Origin of the sequence: Listeria swaminathanii, from assembly GCF_014229645.1 — a bacterium.
GTDB classification, from domain to species: domain Bacteria; phylum Bacillota; class Bacilli; order Lactobacillales; family Listeriaceae; genus Listeria; species Listeria swaminathanii.
The window spans coordinates 112,244-130,220 of sequence record NZ_JAATOD010000002.1 but is presented as its reverse complement, the minus strand read 5'-3'; the positions used below and the strand labels follow the sequence as shown (position 1 = coordinate 130,220).

The following is a 17,977-nucleotide window of genomic DNA, read 5'->3' as shown; positions in this document are numbered from 1 at the left end:
TAAGTAAAAAATCATGGACTTGTATGTATTTGTTTAGGTATAATGAAATGAAGTTAACAATTAGTCTTAAAATCTATTTTAGTTTACCACAAAAAGGGGGGAAACCGATGGCGAAAACAATGGCAGAAATACAAAAAGAAGTAGACGATTTCATTGGTGGATTCGAGGAAGGTTACTTTTCCCCACTCGCAATGATGGCGCGAATTACGGAAGAAACGGGAGAGTTAGCCAGAGAAATTAATCATTATTATGGTGAAAAACCGAAGAAAACAAGTGAACCAAAAAAAACCGTCGCAGAGGAACTTGGCGATTGCCTGTTTGTCCTTACGTGTATGGCCAATTCACTTGATATTGATATGGAACAAGCACACGACACGGTTATGGCGAAATTTAAAGAACGCGATAAAGACCGCTGGACGAAAAAGGAGGATAAATCAAAATGAGAGTAGCAGTATCTGGATTTAAAGGAAGAATGGGACACGAGGTTGTTAAAACTGTTTTAAGAGAAGCAGATTTGGAATTAGTGGCAGTACTTGACCACGAACCGAAAGAAAAAAATATCCGTGAAATCGCTGAGTTTAACGCATTAGATGTACCGGTTTATGGTAATTTAAGTGAGATGTTAGAAACAGTAAAACCGGATTGCGTTGTTGATTTTACGACACCTAAAGTTGGGTATAGTAACATGAAAACTATTTTAGAACACGGTGTACGCGCAGTCGTTGGTACAACAGGTTTTACACCAGAACAAATCACGGAACTAAGAGCAATTGCGGAATCGAAAAAAATCGGTGCGTTAATTGCGCCAAACTTTGCTGTAGGTGCGGTTTTAATGATGCAATTCGCACAAAAAGCAGCTAAATATTTTCCAAATGTTGAAATCATTGAATTACATCACGATAATAAATTAGATGCGCCAAGTGGTACAGCTGTAAAAACGGCAGAAATGATGGCGGAAAATCGTGAATTCATTAAACAAGGTGCAGCAGATGAAGTAGAACTCATTGAAGGTGCAAGAGGCGCAGAATATGAAGGCATGCGTATCCATAGTGTCCGTTTACCGGGACTTGTGGCACATCAAGAAGTGATTTTCGGGGCAGAAGGACAAGGATTAACGATTCGCCACGACTCTTATGACCGAATTTCCTTTATGTCTGGCGTAGCACTTTCTGTTCGCAAAACGAAAGAACTAGAAACACTTATTTATGGCTTAGAAAATATTTTAGACTAAGGATAGGTGAATGAGATGCATATCGCATTAATCGCGCACGATGAAAAAAAGGATTTGATGGTTGGATTTGCAACGGCATATAAACATTTGCTCGAACCGCATCAATTATATGCAACAGGGACAACGGGTTTACGAATCATCGAAGCAACAGGCTTGACGGTGCATCGTTTTAAATCAGGTCCGCTTGGTGGCGACCAACAAATCGGCGCGCGTATTTCTGAAAATAAAATGGACCTCGTTATTTTCTTACGCGATCCATTAACCGCTCAACCACATGAGCCAGACGTGACGGCGCTTATTCGATTATGCGATGTATACGAAATTCCTTTAGCAACAAATATTGGCACAGCAGAAATTTTAATTCGCGGATTAGGAGCAGGTTTCCTCGATTGGCGGGATTTAAGACGGAATGATGAATAAAGGAGCGATGACAGATGAATGACGTTTTTCTAAAAGCGCTTCCTGTATTGCAAAAATTAACTACAGCGGGATTTGAAGCGTATTTTGTTGGCGGATCTGTCAGAGATTACTTGCTAAATAGAACGATTTCCGACGTAGATATTGCAACCAGTGCTTTTCCGGAAGAAGTAAAAGAAATTTTTCAAGCAACCTATGATACTGGGATTGCGCACGGAACAGTTACCGTTAGAGAAAATAAAGAATGTTATGAAGTGACCACTTTTCGAACAGAAGGAACGTATGAGGATTTCAGGCGTCCAAGCGAAGTCACCTTTATTCGCTCGCTAGAAGAAGATTTGCAGCGCCGTGACTTTACGATGAATGCGATTGCGATGGACGAACATTTCGATTTACACGATCCGTTTTCCGGACAATTAGCGATTCAAAACAAAGAAATTAAAGCAGTCGGTAAAGCCTCCGAACGTTTTCATGAAGATGCGCTCAGAATGATGCGCGCAGTTCGCTTTCTTAGTCAACTTGATTTCGAGCTTGATAAAGAAACGGAAAACGCCTTAGGAAGCCAAATTGCCTTATTGCAACATACTTCTGTAGAACGAATTACGGTCGAATGGATAAAAATGATCAAAGGTCCAGCTATAAAACGAGCGATGGACTTACTTTTACAAGTCGAAATGGAAACATATTTGCCAGGTTTAAAAGGAGAAAAAGTCGCGCTAACCGAATTTGCTAGCTGGAACTGGGAAAAACGGACAACCGAAGAGGCTATTTGGCTCGGACTTGTCGTTGCCGTAAAACCAACCAACGTTACCGCATTTTTAAAAGCGTGGAAATTACCAAATAAAACAATCCAATTAGTAAATAAAGCATACCAAGATGCCTTGAATACAAAAGAAGCGTGGCTGACAGAAGAATTATATCACGCTGGAAAAGCCGTTTTTTCGTTAGTGAATGAACTTAATGTCATTCGTGGTCAAGCAAATAAGCAAGCAGCACTCGACCAAGCATACGAATTACTGCCGATTCACTCCAAAAAAGACTTAGCCATTTCTGGAGCTGATTTACTAAAATGGTCCGGAGAAAACGCGGGTCCTTGGGTAAAGGAAACGCTCGATAATGTGGAGCGCGCGGTTCTTTTAAATGAAATTAACAATGAAAAAAATCAACTAAAAAGGTGGCTAGGCTATCATGAAGAATAATCGGGAAAAATTGCTTGCGTTATTTACAGAAAGTAATGGCGCTTATTTATCCGGGCAGGAAATCGCGGATAGCCTAGGCTGCTCGCGTACGGCCGTGTGGAAACAAATGGAGGCGCTTCGTAAAGAAGGTTTTGAAATCGAGGCAGTCAGAAATCGTGGTTACCGTTTATCAGCAACTGCAGAACAGTACACGAAAGACGCACTATTACTCGGTTTAGAAACAAAATTTATCGGTCAACATTTGGAAATACACGAATCGGTGAGCTCCACACAAATCATTGCCCACCAACAAATCGAAACAAGCCCAGAAGGAACCGTAATCGTGGCTGATGAGCAAACAGCTGGAAAAGGCCGTTTACTTCGCCCGTGGAATTCTAAAAAAGGGGAAGGCATTTGGATGAGCGTCATTTTAAAACCGCAAATTCCAATTCAAAAAGTACCGCAGTTCACTTTTATCGCCTCGCTCGCTATCACAGAGGCAATTGAAAATATCACCGGCCTCGAACCGAAAATCAAATGGCCCAATGACATTTATATCGGTAAACGAAAAATCTGTGGCGTATTAACAGAAATGCAAGCCGAAGCAGAAACCATTCACGCAGTTATTATTGGCATGGGCATTAACGTCAACCAACAGGAATTCCCAGAAGAAATCAAAGACAAAGCAAGTTCTCTTAAACTGGAATTAGGCGAAACAATATCAAGAAAAGCCTTGCTGCAAGAAATTCTTACGTCTTTAGAAAAATATTATGAACTTTTCCTAGATAAAGGATTTGCGCCAATAAAACTACTTTGGGAAACAAAAGCAATCCCATTTGGCGAAAAACTAACTGCCAGCACAACCAAAGGCAAAATTCATGGACAAGTAAAAGGTATTTCGGATGAAGGTGTCCTATTACTTCAAGATTCGCTAGGCGAGGTGCATTCGATTTATTCCGCAGATATTTTGCTGGATAATGAAAAATAACGAAACCCTATGTAAAAGATCGTTTTAGACCTAACAAAATAACCGAAAACATATCTTTTAACTCGAAATCATAGTGTGAAAATCACTTTTTCGGGTTTTTCTTTTTTTGAGAAAATCAAGTACAATAAACACGAAGGAGTTGTTTTTATGAAAAAAATTCTATTACTTTTAGCGCTAATTACCGTAGTTGTTACGCTCGGTGCATGTGGTGATAATAAAAAAGAAACCGAAGAGAAGGCGAACCAAACCGAGAAAGAAAGCTCGACCTTTTTAAATACAATTACGACCAAAGATTTCAAACAAAAAATGGCTGATAAAACAACTGGCTTTGTATACGTTGGACGACCAACATGCGAAGACTGCCAAGCGTTCCAACCCATCCTGAAGAAAGAACTTGAAAAAAGACAGTCAGAGCAAAACATGGCTTATTATAATACCGATAAAGCATCCGAAAAAAGCCGTGATGATATGATTGCCCTTTTAAAAGAGATGGATATTGATTCTGTCCCAACAATGGTCTATTTAAAAGATGGAAAAGTTGTATCAACCTATGCGGCGACCGACGAACCAGAAAAATTAACGAAATGGATGGATAAAGTGAGTAAAGAGGTCTAAGCTTAGACCTATCTTCAATTTGCATACTTTAAGTAAGCATCTATTTATGGTATTATACATATGGTAGCAATGAATGGATGATACCTTCACCGGATCATACTAACGCTACTAATAAAAATATGTTTTTTGCCTTGATTAAAGCAATTTAACAGGGACGAAAAGGAGCTAAGAAAATGAAAAGACCAGTAGACTTTTTTGCTATGAAGGAAAACGGAGAGAAAATCACGATGATTACCGCCTATGACTATCCTTCTGCTAAGAATGTAGAACAAGCAGAAGCAGATATGATTTTAGTCGGTGATTCACTTGGAATGGTAGTTTTAGGCTACGATTCAACCGTACCAGTAACAATAAACGACATGATTCATCATACAAAAGCCGTGAAGCGCGGGGCTGCGGATACGTTTGTTGTCACCGATATGCCGTTCATGACTTATCACGGTTCTGTCGATGAAACGATTCAAAATGCACGCCAAATCATCCAAGAAAGCGGCGCTCATGCTGTGAAGTTGGAAGGCGCAGGCGAAGTCGTTAACAAAATTGCACGTTTAACAGAAGCAGGGGCTCCAGTTGTTGCCCACCTCGGCTTAACGCCACAAAGTGTTGGCTTGACAGGAAGCTATAAAGTACGCGCTAAATCTGCCCAAGAAGCGCAAGAATTAATAGATAATGCACTCGCTGTAGAAGCGGCAGGAGCGATTGCACTTGTACTGGAAGCAATTCCACGTCAACTAGCAGAAAAAGTAACCAAAGCACTTTCTATCCCGACAATTGGTATTGGAGCTGGCGTTGAAACAGATGGACAAGTACTTGTTTATCACGATATTATTGGTTATGGTATCAGTCGCCGTGCCAAATTTGTGAAAGCTTATGCGGATATTGACGAAACAATCGAACCAGCACTTGCAAGCTATGTTAAAGAAGTTAAAGAACAAGCATTTCCAGAAGTAAAACATAGCTTTACGATGGCCGAAGAAGACTTAAAAGGCCTTTATGGAAGGGAATAGCAGATGTTAATCATTCGAACTAAACAAGAACTAAGAGAAGCTATTTTAAAACAACAACAAGCGAATAAAACAATCGGTTTCGTGCCGACAATGGGTTTTTTACATGAAGGCCATATGACACTTGTTAGCCATGCGCGAAAAGAGAACGATTTTGTCGTTATGAGCGTATTTGTCAACCCAACTCAGTTCGGACCAAACGAAGATTTCGATGCTTATCCACGAGATGAAGCGCATGACGCAAAACTTGCGGAAGAAGGCGGCGTAGACATTTTATTTGTGCCTACCGTAGAAGAAATATATCCAACCGAATTAGCGACCAAACTACACGTTACGAAGCGCGTTTCGGTACTTGACGGCGCTGAGCGAGAAGGCCATTTTGACGGAGTGGTAACGGTTTTAACGAAACTATTTCATTTAGTAAGTCCGGATAATGCTTACTTTGGTCAAAAAGATGCCCAACAAGTAGCCGTAGTTTCTGGCTTGGTAGAAGATTACTTTTTCCCAGTGAACTTGCGAATTATTTCAACGGTAAGGGAAGCGGATGGACTCGCTAAAAGTTCGCGCAATGTCTACTTGACTGAAACCGAACGCAGAGAAGCACCAGTTATTCACGCAGCTTTACAACTAGGCCGAGAACTTATTGAATCTGGCGAAACAGATGAAATAAAAATTGTTCAAGTAATGACAGATAAAATCAACGAACAAACAGCGCACGAAAAAATTGCTTACTTGGCACTGTACGCTTATCCCGAATTCACACCAGTTACAGATTGGTCAAAAGGGATAATTATTGCAGCAGCAGTGAAGTACTCAAAAGCTCGTTTAATCGATAATGAATTAATAAATGTAAAGAGGCGGTAAAAAATGTTTAGAACAATGATGAATGGCAAAATTCACCGAGCGACTGTAACAGAAGCCAATCTGAATTATGTAGGAAGTATTACGATTGATTCGGCTATTTTAGAAGCGGTGGATATGCTTCCAAATGAAAAAGTGCAAATTGTAAATAATAATAATGGCGCAAGAATTGAAACATATATTATTCCAGGCGAGCCGGGTAGCGGAGTAATTTGTCTAAACGGGGCAGCAGCTAGACATGTCCAAGTAGGGGACGTAGTTATTATCATGAGCTACGGTATGTTTACTGCGGAAGAAGCACAAACACATGAACCAAAAATCGTCGTACTCGATGAAAAAAATCATATTGAAATGGTACTTCCAGAAGAAAAAGCGCATACGACTTTATAATCAGTTCGGGGAGCTTGAGTGGATTTCTGCTCAAGCTACTCGTTTGTTTGAATCGTTATTTTTGAATAAAAGCAGTTAAGGAAAGAGGTGGAGCAGATGAAACAGAGACGCTATATAGTCGTCGATTTAGAAACAACAGGAAATCAAGCATCGCGCGAGGACCGGATTATCCAGTTTGCTGCTTGCTTTGTCGAATCAGGAAAACGGCTGGAAACATACTCCACCTTTTTAAATCCAGAAAAGCCAATTCCTGCTTTTATTCAAGAATTAACGGGAATTTCGCCAAAAGATGTGAAAAATGCGCCACTTTTTGAAGATGTAGCTCCGATTATCGCGAATTTACTAGAAGATACTATTTTTGTCGCGCATAATGTTTCGTTTGATTGGACTTTTTTAGAACGAGAAATGACGCGCGCGGGAATTTCACTCGGGAAAATGAAAAAATTAGATACCGTCGAATTAGCTAGAATGATGTATCCGGGAATCGATAGTTATAAATTGCAAGACTTATCGGATGAATTCAACCTTGGACACGATAAGCCACATCGCGCGGATAGTGATGCGGAAGTAACGGCAGACTTGTTACTACTATTATTGGACAAGCTAGAAAATTTACCATTACCAGTAATCCGTCAAATGACAACTATTTCGGGTAGTCTGAAAAGCTATCTTCCAGAGTTGTTATTCGAAATTGAAATGCGAAAAGAACGTGAAAACAAACCACTTGATCCAGCTTTTGTGGAACATCGCGGACTAGTAATTCGTAAAAAAGAAGTCGAAAGGCCCACTTATAGTAGAGCAGATTTACTGGAATTTCCGGAAACGGACGAAGCAAAGATGGCTTTATTTAAAAAAGCTGGAGCGCCACTTTACGCAAGAAGTGGTCAATTTGAAATGATGAACCTTGTTTTCCAAGCGATGAAGTCTGGAAAACATGCGTTGATTGAAGCTGGAACCGGAATTGGGAAGTCATTAGGATACTTTTTGCCAGCGATTTATCAAGCGAAACAAGCGGAATTACCAGTAGTTATTAGTACATATACGAATCTTCTTCAAGCGCAACTATTTGAAAAAGATGTGCCGCTTTTGACGAAATTAACAGGTTTTAAAGTGAAAGCAAGCCTACTTAAAGGGCGCGATCACTATTTGAATTTATTTAAATTTGAGCAGTTGTTACAAGAAGTTGATACGCAATATGATGTCGTTGTGACAAAATTGAAATTGCTCGTCTGGCTTACGGAAACAACGACCGGCGATATTGACGAAGTGAACTTATCCAGTGGCGGAGAACTATTTTGGAATCGAATGAAACACACAGGGTGGTTCTTATCTGAAAAACATGATCCGTGGCTCATGCATGATTTTTATAAATTCAACATTAAACAAGCGAAAAATGCCGACCTAGTTATTGTTAATCACGCTTTGCTATTGAATGACCATTTTTCCGGAAGAGAAACATTACCTAAGTACGCATTTGCTGTAATCGATGAAGCCCATCATTTTGCTGATAGCGCGAGAACTCAAGGCAGTTTTGTTCTTTCTTATCGAAAATTAAAATACTTTTTGAACCAATTAGGCTCATTAGAAAAGTATTCTTTGTTAACAAGATTAGCGATGGCCTTTCCAGAAGCGGATAGTTTATACGACTTAGATATTGCGGCAATGAAGTTAGGTGAAGCGATAGAAGAATTTTTCGGACTTTTAAAAATGCAGCTAAACGTCGCGCGTAAAAATTTGCAAGAAGTCGTCTTAGTAGAAAATAGTGAAAAAGATGCTTGGAATGACAAGGTTTATTACGCCGCGGAGAAAGTGTTGTATTTACTACAAGAGTCAGAAAAAAACATGGAAACTTTACTAGAGCAAGGCAAGCGAGAAGAAAATGCACTGGGCGAGGCAGAAAGCGCCTTTTTAGAAGAAATGTATGCCTTTTTACTCGATTGGAAAAATATGGTGAAGCAACTCGAGCAAATGTTGCATAAAAAATCACCTATCTTGACGATTTATTTGCAAGCTGACAAAAATCATTCTATCTCCAGTATTCGCTTGAAAGCAGTGCTAATGGAAGTGGAGCCAACACTTGGAAAAGAATTTTTCGCGAAAAAGGAAAGTGTGATTATGACATCCGCTACCTTAACCGTCAAAGGGAAATTCGATTATTTACGCAAAAGTCTTGGTTTAGAAGAAGAACAAATCGTGGAAAAACGGATTCCTTCGCCATTTGATTATAAAGAAAATGCCCGCGTGATGATTCCAGATGATATGCCGCCGATTAAAGATACACCAATCGAGCGCTATACCGCGGAACTCGCTAAGTACATTCGACATATCGCTGTCAAAACAAATGGACGCATGCTCGTGCTTTTCACCGCCTCAGATATGTTGCAAAAAACGTACTATCATATGAAAAATGAGAAATCATTAGCAGAATATGTTGTTTTAGCACAAGGGGTTTCAGCAGGAAGTGCAGCACGCCTAACAAAGCAATTCCAAATGTTCGACAAAGCGATTTTACTTGGGACGACTAGTTTTTGGGAAGGGATTGATATTCCTGGTGAGGACTTATCATGCCTTGTAATTGTTCGATTGCCGTTTGCACCGATGGATGATCCGTATACGAAAGCGCAAATATCGCTTCGAAAAGAACGCGGGGAAAATGCTTTCCAAACGTATTCGTTACCAGAAGCTGTACTGCGATTTAAACAGGGCTTTGGTCGATTAATTAGACGAGAATCCGACCGAGGAATTGTCTTTGTTTTTGACAACCGGGTGGATACGACCAAATTTGGGAAAGCCTTTTTGGAATCAATCCCAAGCGCCCCTATTTTAAAAGGAAAACAGGCTGATTTATTAGAAGAAGTGAGCGAATTCTTTAAGGAAGGTTAAATTTTTCCTGATATGACTTCAAATCTTAGGCGGCTATTGCTATAATGTATCTATGCGAAAATGAAAATGCATATCGCCGGACTAGTTTCGGTAATTTAGAAATAGAAATGAGCGAGATAATTTTGCGAAATAGAAAACCTAAGCGTAAGATTGGCAAATGGATAGCGATTATTCTCGGCATAATTATTGTGCTTATCGTGTTGGCTTTTCTGTACTTTAGAACGGCAGAAAAACCTGTAACCAGTGCAGAAACCGAAGCCTTAGATCGAATAAGCGGCCAAGTCGACTTAAAGACAACAGATCAATTTTATCTGTACAATGGTCCAAAAGAAGTGTATTACGTATTAACTGGCAAGAACAGTGAGAATAAGAATATCATCGTCTGGGTTCCGAAGAAGAAATCCGACAAAGTATATGTTAAGTTCGCATCTGATGGCATCACAGAACAGCAAGCACGCGACAAAGTAACCAAAGAAAAGAACCCAAAGAAAATTTTACATGTGAACTTAGGCATGGAAAAAGAAACACCGATTTGGGAAGTTGCCTACTTAGATAAGAATGACAAGCTAAACTACTTTGACATTAACTTTGAAACAGGTGAATGGTACAGAGAAATTGAAAACTTGTAACTAAATTGGAGGAGGGAATAGAATGGACTTACCTTTATCAAAACGTGTCAAAGGAGTAGCCCCGTCGCCAACACTCGCGATTACGGCTAAAGCAAAACAAATGAAACAAGAAGGAATTGATGTTATCGGATTAGGCGCTGGGGAACCAGATTTTAATACGCCGCAAAATATTATCGATGCAGCAATTGAGTCCATGAATAAAGGATTCACCAAATATACGCCTTCCAGTGGAATCATCGAGCTAAAACAAGCAATTGTCGATAAGCTCAAAAAAGATCAGTTCTTAAACTATGAAACGAACCAAATTTTCGTAGGAACAGGAGCTAAACATGTACTCTATTCTGCGTTTCAAACGATTTTAGATCCAGGCGATGAAGTCATTATTCCTGTTCCATATTGGGTAACTTATCCAGAACAAGTAAAATTAGCGGGCGGAATTCCTGTTTTTGTAGAAACTGGTTTTGATGCAGATTTCAAAATTTCAGCAGCAAATTTTGAACAAGCAATTACCGAAAAAACAAAAGCAATTGTTTTAAACTCACCGAATAATCCTTCTGGTATGTGCTATACAAAAGAAGAACTAATCGCAATTGGTGAAGTTGCTGAAAAACATCAGATTTACATTTTATCAGATGAAATATACGAGAAATTGTACTATGGAAACAAAGCTGATTTAGTCTCAATTGCGAGCCTAAGTGATCGTTTATACGACCTAACAATTGTCATTAATGGCGTATCTAAAGCCTATTCCATGACTGGTTGGCGTATTGGTTACGCAGCTGCAAATAAAGAAATCATTGCTGGAATGAGCAAACTGGCGGATCATTTAACAAGTAACCCAACAGCCAATGCCCAGTACGCGGCACTTGAAGCTTATGTTGGTAGCCAAGATGTTCCAGAAACAATGTACAAAGCTTTTGAAGAACGCATGGAACGCTTTTATCCAGAACTAAACAGCATTCCAGGATTTAAACCCAAAAAACCAGATGGCGCCTTTTATTTCTTTATCGAAGTAAAAGAAGCGGCACATAAAAAAGGTTTTCAGGATGTAGATGCTTTTGTAGCAGCTCTTTTAGAAGAAGCGAAAGTCGCAGTCATTCCAGGCTCAGGATTCGGAATGCCCGATTATATACGCCTTTCTTATGCAACAAATCCAGACTTATTCCAAGAAGCTATAAATCGAATTAAAAGTTTTATGAATTAGGGAGTGTAGACAAGTGAAAATTACAATCAATCAAGCATCCGAATTTGTCGGAAAAGAAGTAACAATTGGAGCATGGCTTGCGAATAAGCGTTCAAGTGGTAAAATTGCTTTCTTGCAATTACGTGATGGAACAGGATTTATGCAAGGCGTTGTCGTAAAAGCAGAAGTTGGCGATGATATTTTCGCTACTGCCAAAGCATTAACACAAGAAACAAGCCTATTTGTAACAGGAACAATCAATGAAGATACACGTTCCCCGTTTGGTTATGAAATGGCTGTATCAGGTGTAGAAGTGATTAGCGAATCGCATGATTATCCAATCACTCCGAAAGAGCATGGTACAGAATTTTTAATGGATCACCGTCATTTATGGTTACGTTCTAACCGCCAACACGCGATTATGAAAATTCGTAATGAAATTATCCGCGCTAGCTATGAGTTTTTCAATCAAGAAGGATTCTTAAAAATCGATCCGCCAATCTTGACTGGTAGTGCACCAGAAGGAACAACTGAACTTTTCCATACGAAATATTTTGAAGAAGATGCGTTCCTTTCTCAAAGTGGTCAATTATACATGGAAGCTGCAGCAATGGCTTTCGGAAAAGTATTCTCATTCGGCCCAACTTTCCGTGCTGAAAAATCAAAAACACGCCGTCACTTAATTGAGTTCTGGATGATTGAACCAGAAATGGCGTTTTACAAATTAGAAGATAGCTTACAAGTACAAGAAAACTATGTGGCTTTCTTAGTAAAAGCAGTACTTGATAACTGTCGCTTAGAACTAGATCGCCTTGGACGTGATGTTAGTCATTTAGAAAAAATGGTTGCACCTTTCCCACGTATTACGTATACAGAAGCAATCGAACGTTTACACGAGTTAGGCTTTGATGATATTGTTTGGGGAGACGATTTTGGGGCACCGCATGAAACAGCGATTGCGGACAGCTTCGAAAAACCAGTTTTCATTACACATTATCCAAAAGCAATTAAACCATTTTATATGCCAGAAGATCCAGAAAACGATCAAGTTGTTTTATGTGCAGATATGATTGCTCCAGAAGGTTACGGAGAAATTATCGGTGGATCCGAACGTATTCATGACTTAGAAACACTTCAAGCTAGAATGGAAGATTTCGACTTAGACCAAGAAGCATACAGCTGGTACCTTGATTTAGCTCGTTACGGTTCTGTGCCGCATTCCGGTTTTGGGCTTGGCTTAGAACGTACAGTTGCTTGGATTTCCGGAACAGAACATGTTCGCGAAACCATTCCATTCCCACGTTTACTAAATCGTTTATACCCATAAGAAATAAAAGTGAGGCCGATTACTGGCTTCACTTTTTTTGTGTCGTTTTTTACGTTGAAAATAATCTTTTCCAGTTGATTTCATGATTTTATCCGCACTTTTATATTTTTCCCTCGAAAACCATGTTATAATTTTGTAGTGAGGTGTTTAAAATGAATCCAAAAATTCTTGAAAAATGGATGGCAGAAGGGCAAGTAACATTGCCTCAAGTACTAGTGAAAAACTATCCAACCATCGGCTTAAACGAAATAGAACTGGTACTTTTACTTCAAATACAATCCTTTGCAGCAGAAGCAGAATTTTTCCCTTCAATGGAAATGTTAACAACGAGAACCACACTTTCGCTCGAGGAAACCATTAAAACGATGGATTCGCTCCTCAAAAAAGGAATGATTGCCATCGAACAAAGCCAAGATAATTCGCGAATGATTTCAGAACAATATAATTTAGCGCCACTTTGGGGTAAATTAGTCGCTTTGTACGAGAACCAAGAAGCAGATTCTAGACAAGAAAAGCAAATAGAGAAACAAACTAATTTATATAGTCTATTTGAAGCAGAATTCGGCAGACCTCTTTCTCCAATGGAAGCAGAAATGTTATCCGCATGGGTAGAGCAAGATCGAACCAGCCCAGATTTAATTAAAGAAGCACTAAAAGAAGCTGTTATTTCTCAAAAATTAAATTTCCGATATATTGATCGTATTCTTCTTAACTGGTCAAAACAAGGCGTTAAAACAATTGAAGATGCCAAGCGAGTAGCCGAAGAATTTCATCAAAATGGCCGCACAAGCCAAACGATTAATCAAAGTGAAGTAAAAAAAAGCGCAGGCTCGATTCCGTTATACGACTGGCTTGAAAAAAGAAAAGGGTGACGTAGACAAATTGTTATCAAATAAACAAACTGTATTATGCATAGAAGAAATGGCAAAAATGTTCCCGGCAGCACACTGTGAACTCATTCATAAAAATACGTTTGAATTGCTGGTGGCTGTTGTGTTATCCGCGCAGTGTACAGATGTTTTAGTAAATCGTGTAACTGCCTCTCTTTTTGAAAAATACCATTCTCCCGAAGACTATTTAGCTGTTCCACTAGAAGAGTTAATGGATGATATTCGTTCCATTGGTTTATATCGAAACAAAGCCAAAAATATCCAAGGTCTATCTGAGAAAATTTTAACAGAATTTAACGGTGAAGTACCAAGGACACATGCAGAACTAGAGAGCCTTCCTGGTGTTGGCAGAAAAACGGCCAATGTTGTTTTGTCGGTTGGTTTTGGTGTTCCAGCGATTGCTGTAGATACGCATGTGGAACGTATTAGTAAACGGCTGGGAATTTGTAGATGGAAAGACTCTGTCGTTGAAGTAGAAGAAACGTTGAAACGAAAACTACCAGAAGAGCTCTGGTCAGATGCGCATCACTACATGATTTTCTTTGGGAGATATCATTGTAAAGCAAGAAACCCAGAATGTCCTACATGCCCTTTACTTTATTTGTGTAGAGAAGGTAAAAAACAAGCGAAAGTGAGGGGATTTGATGGCTGAATTTAAGTATGCAGTGGAATTGACGCATCCGGATTTTCCTGCTCCAGATGTTATTTTAGAAGAATACGATCCCGAATCGATTTACGTAAGCGGCTTACCTTTTTGGCAAGAACAGCAGTTTTTTACAAAAGGTGGGGGAGTGCTTCCGTGGAAAAATGAAACAGAGCGGGCGTGTCGGAAATTGGCGAAACATATGACCAATTTGGCAGAAAGTATGGAAGCAGATTTAAAAGTGCATCAAAAGCCATCTCCTGTAACTGTCAGAGATGCGCTGGGTATTTTTTTATCTATTTTATTCTGGAGCAATCATCGACCGGTGCAACTAGATAATTTGATGGAACAAGTGAAAACACTAGAAACTAAACCACTCAATTTAGAGGAACGATTAGAGTATGTGTTAAAACGAGGAAATACATTTTTAGGTTTCCGGCAATTAAATGAATTAATGTTAGAACAACGTAAACTGATTGCGAAAAGATAATAAAAAGAGCGGAAGATGATTTGACTCATCTTCCGCTCTTTTACTATTAACTATCTGGAATTTGGACGCTAGTCGAGGCGGCGGGGCTTTTCTTGCCATCTTTTACGGCGACGACATTAATGGAAACTGTGTCACCTGGATTGCCACCACTTACAGAAACGGAGGTAGAAGATACAGTAGTTGTTGAACCATTGACAGTTACTTCATAGGTTGCGCCAGTTACTGCTGACCAAGAAACATTGATTTGCTTAGAGGTAGCATTATAGCTTGCCCTCAAGCCGGCAGGGGCAGTAAGATTTTTGGCTTCTTCAGCCTTTTTCTCTTCCTCTGCTTTTTTCTTAGCTTCTTCTTCTTTCTTCTTCTCTTCCTCGGTTTTCTTTTTCTCTTCTTCCGCTTTTTTCTTAGCTTCTTCTTCTTTTTTCTTCTTCTCGTCTTCTGGAGTAGAAGCTGTTTTCGTTGGAGCAGTTCCGGATAAGAACAACTCGTAGCTTACTAAGTCGCTCGCTGTGCCTTCTGCAGCGCGGGCGATTGGGTTACTACCTTTTAGGATTGGAACGGAAACAACATTGCTTGGCATTTTGAAGTCTGAGGTAGTTTTACCAGCAGAGGCATGAGCCATTAACTTACTAAACATGCGTTGGGCAATTTTTTGTTCGCTCGCAGATACATATTTTTGCTTATCATCATAACCAGTCCATACGGCGATCGAATAATTCGTTGTATATCCAGCAAACCATGAGTCACGAGCAGCACCACTAGGATAGTAGTACTTCGAAGTGAATTCAGGTGGGATATTTGTTGTACCTGTTTTACCAGCAGCAGGAACACCTGGTACGGCTGCTGATGTACCTGTTCCGATAGTAAGAACGTCTTTAAGCACATCGGAAACCATATAAGCTGTTGATTCTTTCATTGCAACAGTACTTTTCGGCTCTGTGTCAATTTCTGTTTGTCCATCCGATAAAACAATTTTTGTAACGGTATGTGGTGTATTGTAAATTCCTTTGTTACCGAAAGCAGCATAGGCACCAGCCATTTGCATTGGGTTGGAACTGTTTGCTCCGATTGCATTAGATTCTACGTTTTGGCCTTTATCATAAGTAATACCCAACTTATTAACAAATTGCTCGGATTTATCTAATCCAACAGCTTGAAGTGTTTTTAGGGCTGGAATATTTCTTGATTGATAAAGCGCTTGTCTTACTGAAATTGGTCCTTTATAACCGAAATCCCAGTTATTAATAGGAGTTCCACCAGAATACGTATATGGTTCATCCTCTAAAATATGGGCAGTGGACCAATCTAAATATTCAAAAGCAGGACCATAATCGGCAATCGGTTTCATCGTTGACCCAACTGAACGTTTTACTTGTGTTGCGTAGTTGTAGCCACGTGTTACTTTTTGATTACGTCCGCCACCGATTGCTTGAACACGGCCGGTTTTTGTATCTTGAAGAACAATACCAGCTTGCATTTCATCATCAGTGAAGTTAACAATTTCGTTTGTATTAAGCATTTTTTCCGTGTACTCTTGGGCATCACGGTCAAGTGCTGTGTAAATAGTTAACCCATCACGATAAACATCATATTCTTTTGGAATTTCGCTTAAAACTTGTGTTACGTAAGAATCGTATTTGTAAATTTTATCTTCACGATCTTTTTTCGAGCGAAGTCCAGTTGAAATTGGTGATTTTTGTGCAGCTGTCATTTCGTCTTTCGTGATTTTATCATGTGTATACATATTCGTTAATACTTGATCACGACGTTTTTTAGCTGCTTCTGGATGGTCGTAAGGGTTGTAGTTGTTCGGGCTTTGTGGCATACCAGCAAGTAGCGCTGTTTCAGCTAACGTAAGGTCTTTCACATTTTTACCGAAATAATGTTCGGCAGCTGTTTGCATACCATGGACACGGTCAGACATATAGACTTTATTCACATAAATTTCGAGAATATCATTTTTGCTATATTTTTCTTCTAATTGAAGGGCTAACCATGCTTCTTGTGCTTTTCTAGCAAGTGTTTTGTTTGTGTAGTCTAAGTAAGACATCTTGATGATTTGTTGGGAAAGGGTACTTGCGCCTTCTGCACCAAAACCATCTGTAACATTGGCGATTACTGCTCCACCAAGTCGAATAGGGTCAATGCCATCATGTTCATAAAAACGCGCATCTTCTGTTGTTAGAATTGCATTTTTTAGAGTTTCAGGTATATCTTTGTATTCAATATATTCCCGCCGTTCGGTTCCAACTTCTGCGAAAACTTTACCATCCTTATCAAGTAGCTTGGATGAAAGTGGATCGCGCAGTTTGGAGTCGGTCAGTTTAGGTGCGTCCTTTGCATAATCGTAAAAAACAGTTGCACCAGCCGCAATACCAAAGAAAGTTAAAAATAAGCCCACAAAGAAAATCGTTTTGAAAATATTCGTTACAACACGTTTTCCTCGTTTTTGGGGTTTCTTTTTAGAATTACCATTTGGTTTTTTGCGATACTGAGATCTTGTCTGCGGTTTATCTGCCATTAAAAATCTCTCTCCTTTAAAAAAGGTTTGACTAGAAGTATAATTTATCTATTGATTGCAAGAAGTCAAGCCTTGGATTTAGACCATAAGGAATTTGGTCTGATACATCTTGTATTTCTGCTATAGTGACTGATTTTCTACCACCACTCAACATGCGTTCCCAAAACGGATAAAATTTCTCAAAGGGAATAAAATGAGTTTCTCCGAGTTTTTGGAATGCAATAATGACAAAGACAATACCATCTTGTTTTAAGACGTTTGCCATGTGTGTCATTTGGTGATCGTGAAAATTACTCAATGGAAAAGAAGTTGTATTTTGTGTTTCTTTTGCTTCAAAATCAACATATTTTCCTTTATAGACACCATTATAATCTGTTGTGGATGGTGTTTTGAAGTAGGCTTCCTTAATTTTGGCACTACTTCTTTTTGGATAGTCCACACTGACAATTTGGACAGGCGTAGGTTTTTTGTGGATGACTGCAATTTCGTGGGTTAAATAATACGCAATCGTATCATTCAAGTCATCTTCTAAAGACATACCGCGCTTACCATAAGTTACAGGAGCTTTGCGTTTTTTTGGAGGAAGACCCTCGGGACTCGCTGCATACTTTTTGCCGTTAGGGTAACCAATAGCCATTTTTTTCACCTCTATCAGAAAAATTCTATTCTGAATTTTAGACTATCATCTATTATAACAAATAAAAATGAAAATGATAGTAGGAATTAAATG

18 protein-coding genes are annotated in these 17,977 nt (G+C 39.3%); 16 read left to right on the top strand and 2 right to left on the bottom strand.

All coding sequences use genetic code 11. The features are described from left to right. The first annotated feature begins 107 nt into the window (after positions 1-107). The 16 genes from HCX62_RS07815 to HCX62_RS07740 all read left to right on the top strand — a co-directional run bounded on the left by HCX62_RS07815 (position 108) and on the right by HCX62_RS07740 (position 14,729). Positions 108-443: a nucleotide pyrophosphohydrolase gene (locus HCX62_RS07815; protein ID WP_185638251.1), complete on the top strand. Its 336-nt coding sequence runs from the start codon at positions 108-110 to the stop codon at positions 441-443. Next, complete coding sequence (gene dapB, locus HCX62_RS07810) at positions 440-1,231, top strand: 4-hydroxy-tetrahydrodipicolinate reductase (protein ID WP_185638250.1); 792 nt, start codon at positions 440-442, stop codon at positions 1,229-1,231. Before HCX62_RS07815 ends, dapB begins: the two co-directional genes overlap by 4 nt. Positions 1,232-1,246: 15 nt before the next feature. Further along, positions 1,247-1,651 carry a methylglyoxal synthase gene (mgsA, locus tag HCX62_RS07805; RefSeq protein ID WP_003723016.1) on the top strand — a complete coding sequence of 135 codons (405 nt, stop codon included), beginning with the start codon at positions 1,247-1,249 and terminating at the stop codon, positions 1,649-1,651. A 14-nt stretch (positions 1,652-1,665) separates the two neighbouring features. Next, the gene (locus HCX62_RS07800; protein WP_185638248.1) at positions 1,666-2,847 is read left to right on the top strand and encodes a CCA tRNA nucleotidyltransferase; all 1,182 of its coding nucleotides are present in this window, start codon (positions 1,666-1,668) and stop codon (positions 2,845-2,847) included. Beyond that, positions 2,837-3,814: a biotin--[acetyl-CoA-carboxylase] ligase gene (locus tag HCX62_RS07795; protein ID WP_185638246.1), complete on the top strand. Its 978-nt coding sequence runs from the start codon at positions 2,837-2,839 to the stop codon at positions 3,812-3,814. Before HCX62_RS07800 ends, HCX62_RS07795 begins: the two co-directional genes overlap by 11 nt. Before the next feature lie 147 nt (positions 3,815-3,961). Beyond that, positions 3,962-4,429, top strand: a complete 468-nt coding sequence (locus HCX62_RS07790; protein ID WP_185638244.1) for a thioredoxin family protein — start codon at positions 3,962-3,964, stop codon at positions 4,427-4,429. 173 nt (positions 4,430-4,602) lie between these two features. Continuing rightward, complete coding sequence (panB, locus tag HCX62_RS07785; protein WP_185638242.1) at positions 4,603-5,436, top strand: 3-methyl-2-oxobutanoate hydroxymethyltransferase; 834 nt, start codon at positions 4,603-4,605, stop codon at positions 5,434-5,436. Positions 5,437-5,439: 3 nt separating this feature from the next. Continuing rightward, positions 5,440-6,297 carry a pantoate--beta-alanine ligase gene (gene panC / locus HCX62_RS07780; RefSeq protein WP_185638241.1) on the top strand — a complete coding sequence of 286 codons (858 nt, stop codon included), beginning with the start codon at positions 5,440-5,442 and terminating at the stop codon, positions 6,295-6,297. A gap of 3 nt (positions 6,298-6,300) precedes the next feature. After that, a complete protein-coding gene (gene panD / locus HCX62_RS07775) occupies positions 6,301-6,684 on the top strand; it encodes an aspartate 1-decarboxylase (RefSeq protein WP_185638239.1) in 384 nt (127 codons plus the stop codon). Between the two features lie 96 nt (positions 6,685-6,780). Beyond that, a complete protein-coding gene (gene dinG / locus HCX62_RS07770) occupies positions 6,781-9,567 on the top strand; it encodes an ATP-dependent DNA helicase DinG (RefSeq protein WP_185638237.1) in 2,787 nt (928 codons plus the stop codon). Between the two features lie 44 nt (positions 9,568-9,611). Beyond that, a complete protein-coding gene (locus HCX62_RS07765; protein ID WP_185638235.1) occupies positions 9,612-10,196 on the top strand; it encodes a cell wall elongation regulator TseB-like domain-containing protein in 585 nt (194 codons plus the stop codon). Between the two features lie 22 nt (positions 10,197-10,218). Further along, entirely contained in the window at positions 10,219-11,400 is a 1,182-nt protein-coding gene (locus HCX62_RS07760; RefSeq protein ID WP_185638233.1) for a pyridoxal phosphate-dependent aminotransferase, read from the top strand. A gap of 13 nt (positions 11,401-11,413) precedes the next feature. Next, entirely contained in the window at positions 11,414-12,706 is a 1,293-nt protein-coding gene (gene asnS, locus HCX62_RS07755) for an asparagine--tRNA ligase (RefSeq protein ID WP_008948231.1), read from the top strand. A gap of 152 nt (positions 12,707-12,858) precedes the next feature. Beyond that, on the top strand, positions 12,859-13,578 hold the full coding sequence (locus HCX62_RS07750; protein WP_185638232.1) for a DnaD domain-containing protein: 720 nt from the start codon (positions 12,859-12,861) through the stop codon (positions 13,576-13,578). Between the two features lie 10 nt (positions 13,579-13,588). Continuing rightward, positions 13,589-14,248, top strand: coding sequence for an endonuclease III (nth, locus tag HCX62_RS07745; RefSeq protein ID WP_185638230.1), 660 nt, complete (start codon positions 13,589-13,591; stop codon positions 14,246-14,248). After that, positions 14,241-14,729 carry a YpoC family protein gene (locus HCX62_RS07740; protein WP_185638228.1) on the top strand — a complete coding sequence of 163 codons (489 nt, stop codon included), beginning with the start codon at positions 14,241-14,243 and terminating at the stop codon, positions 14,727-14,729. Before nth ends, HCX62_RS07740 begins: the two co-directional genes overlap by 8 nt. 46 nt (positions 14,730-14,775) lie before the next feature. On the opposite strand, the gene HCX62_RS07735 is transcribed toward HCX62_RS07740, so the two are convergent. Both HCX62_RS07735 and recU read right to left on the bottom strand, forming a co-directional pair. Continuing rightward, positions 14,776-17,247 carry a penicillin-binding protein 1A gene (locus HCX62_RS07735; protein WP_185638226.1) on the bottom strand — a complete coding sequence of 824 codons (2,472 nt, stop codon included), beginning with the start codon at positions 17,245-17,247 and terminating at the stop codon, positions 14,776-14,778. Between the two features lie 31 nt (positions 17,248-17,278). Next, positions 17,279-17,884, bottom strand: coding sequence for a Holliday junction resolvase RecU (recU, locus tag HCX62_RS07730; RefSeq protein ID WP_185638224.1), 606 nt, complete (start codon positions 17,882-17,884; stop codon positions 17,279-17,281). Between the last annotated feature and the right edge of the window lie 93 nt (positions 17,885-17,977).

Bases quoted from the DNA above. Each gene is read 5' to 3' on its own strand.
- HCX62_RS07795 (WP_185638246.1), top strand. From the start codon at position 2,837: ATGAAGAATAATCGGGAAAAATTGCTTGCGTTATTTACAGAAAGTAAT.
- panB (WP_185638242.1), top strand. From the start codon at position 4,603: ATGAAAAGACCAGTAGACTTTTTTGCTATGAAGGAAAACGGAGAGAAA.
- HCX62_RS07740 (WP_185638228.1), top strand. From the start codon at position 14,241: ATGGCTGAATTTAAGTATGCAGTGGAATTGACGCATCCGGATTTTCCT.
- panD (WP_185638239.1), top strand. From the start codon at position 6,301: ATGTTTAGAACAATGATGAATGGCAAAATTCACCGAGCGACTGTAACA.
- HCX62_RS07800 (WP_185638248.1), top strand. From the start codon at position 1,666: ATGAATGACGTTTTTCTAAAAGCGCTTCCTGTATTGCAAAAATTAACT.
- HCX62_RS07760 (WP_185638233.1), top strand. From the start codon at position 10,219: ATGGACTTACCTTTATCAAAACGTGTCAAAGGAGTAGCCCCGTCGCCA.
- HCX62_RS07815 (WP_185638251.1), top strand. From the start codon at position 108: ATGGCGAAAACAATGGCAGAAATACAAAAAGAAGTAGACGATTTCATT.
- mgsA (WP_003723016.1), top strand. From the start codon at position 1,247: ATGCATATCGCATTAATCGCGCACGATGAAAAAAAGGATTTGATGGTT.
- HCX62_RS07765 (WP_185638235.1), top strand. From the start codon at position 9,612: ATGTATCTATGCGAAAATGAAAATGCATATCGCCGGACTAGTTTCGGT.
- HCX62_RS07735 (WP_185638226.1), bottom strand. From the start codon at position 17,247: ATGGCAGATAAACCGCAGACAAGATCTCAGTATCGCAAAAAACCAAAT.
- HCX62_RS07750 (WP_185638232.1), top strand. From the start codon at position 12,859: ATGAATCCAAAAATTCTTGAAAAATGGATGGCAGAAGGGCAAGTAACA.
- HCX62_RS07790 (WP_185638244.1), top strand. From the start codon at position 3,962: ATGAAAAAAATTCTATTACTTTTAGCGCTAATTACCGTAGTTGTTACG.
- recU (WP_185638224.1), bottom strand. From the start codon at position 17,884: ATGGCTATTGGTTACCCTAACGGCAAAAAGTATGCAGCGAGTCCCGAG.
- panC (WP_185638241.1), top strand. From the start codon at position 5,440: ATGTTAATCATTCGAACTAAACAAGAACTAAGAGAAGCTATTTTAAAA.
- dapB (WP_185638250.1), top strand. From the start codon at position 440: ATGAGAGTAGCAGTATCTGGATTTAAAGGAAGAATGGGACACGAGGTT.
- dinG (WP_185638237.1), top strand. From the start codon at position 6,781: ATGAAACAGAGACGCTATATAGTCGTCGATTTAGAAACAACAGGAAAT.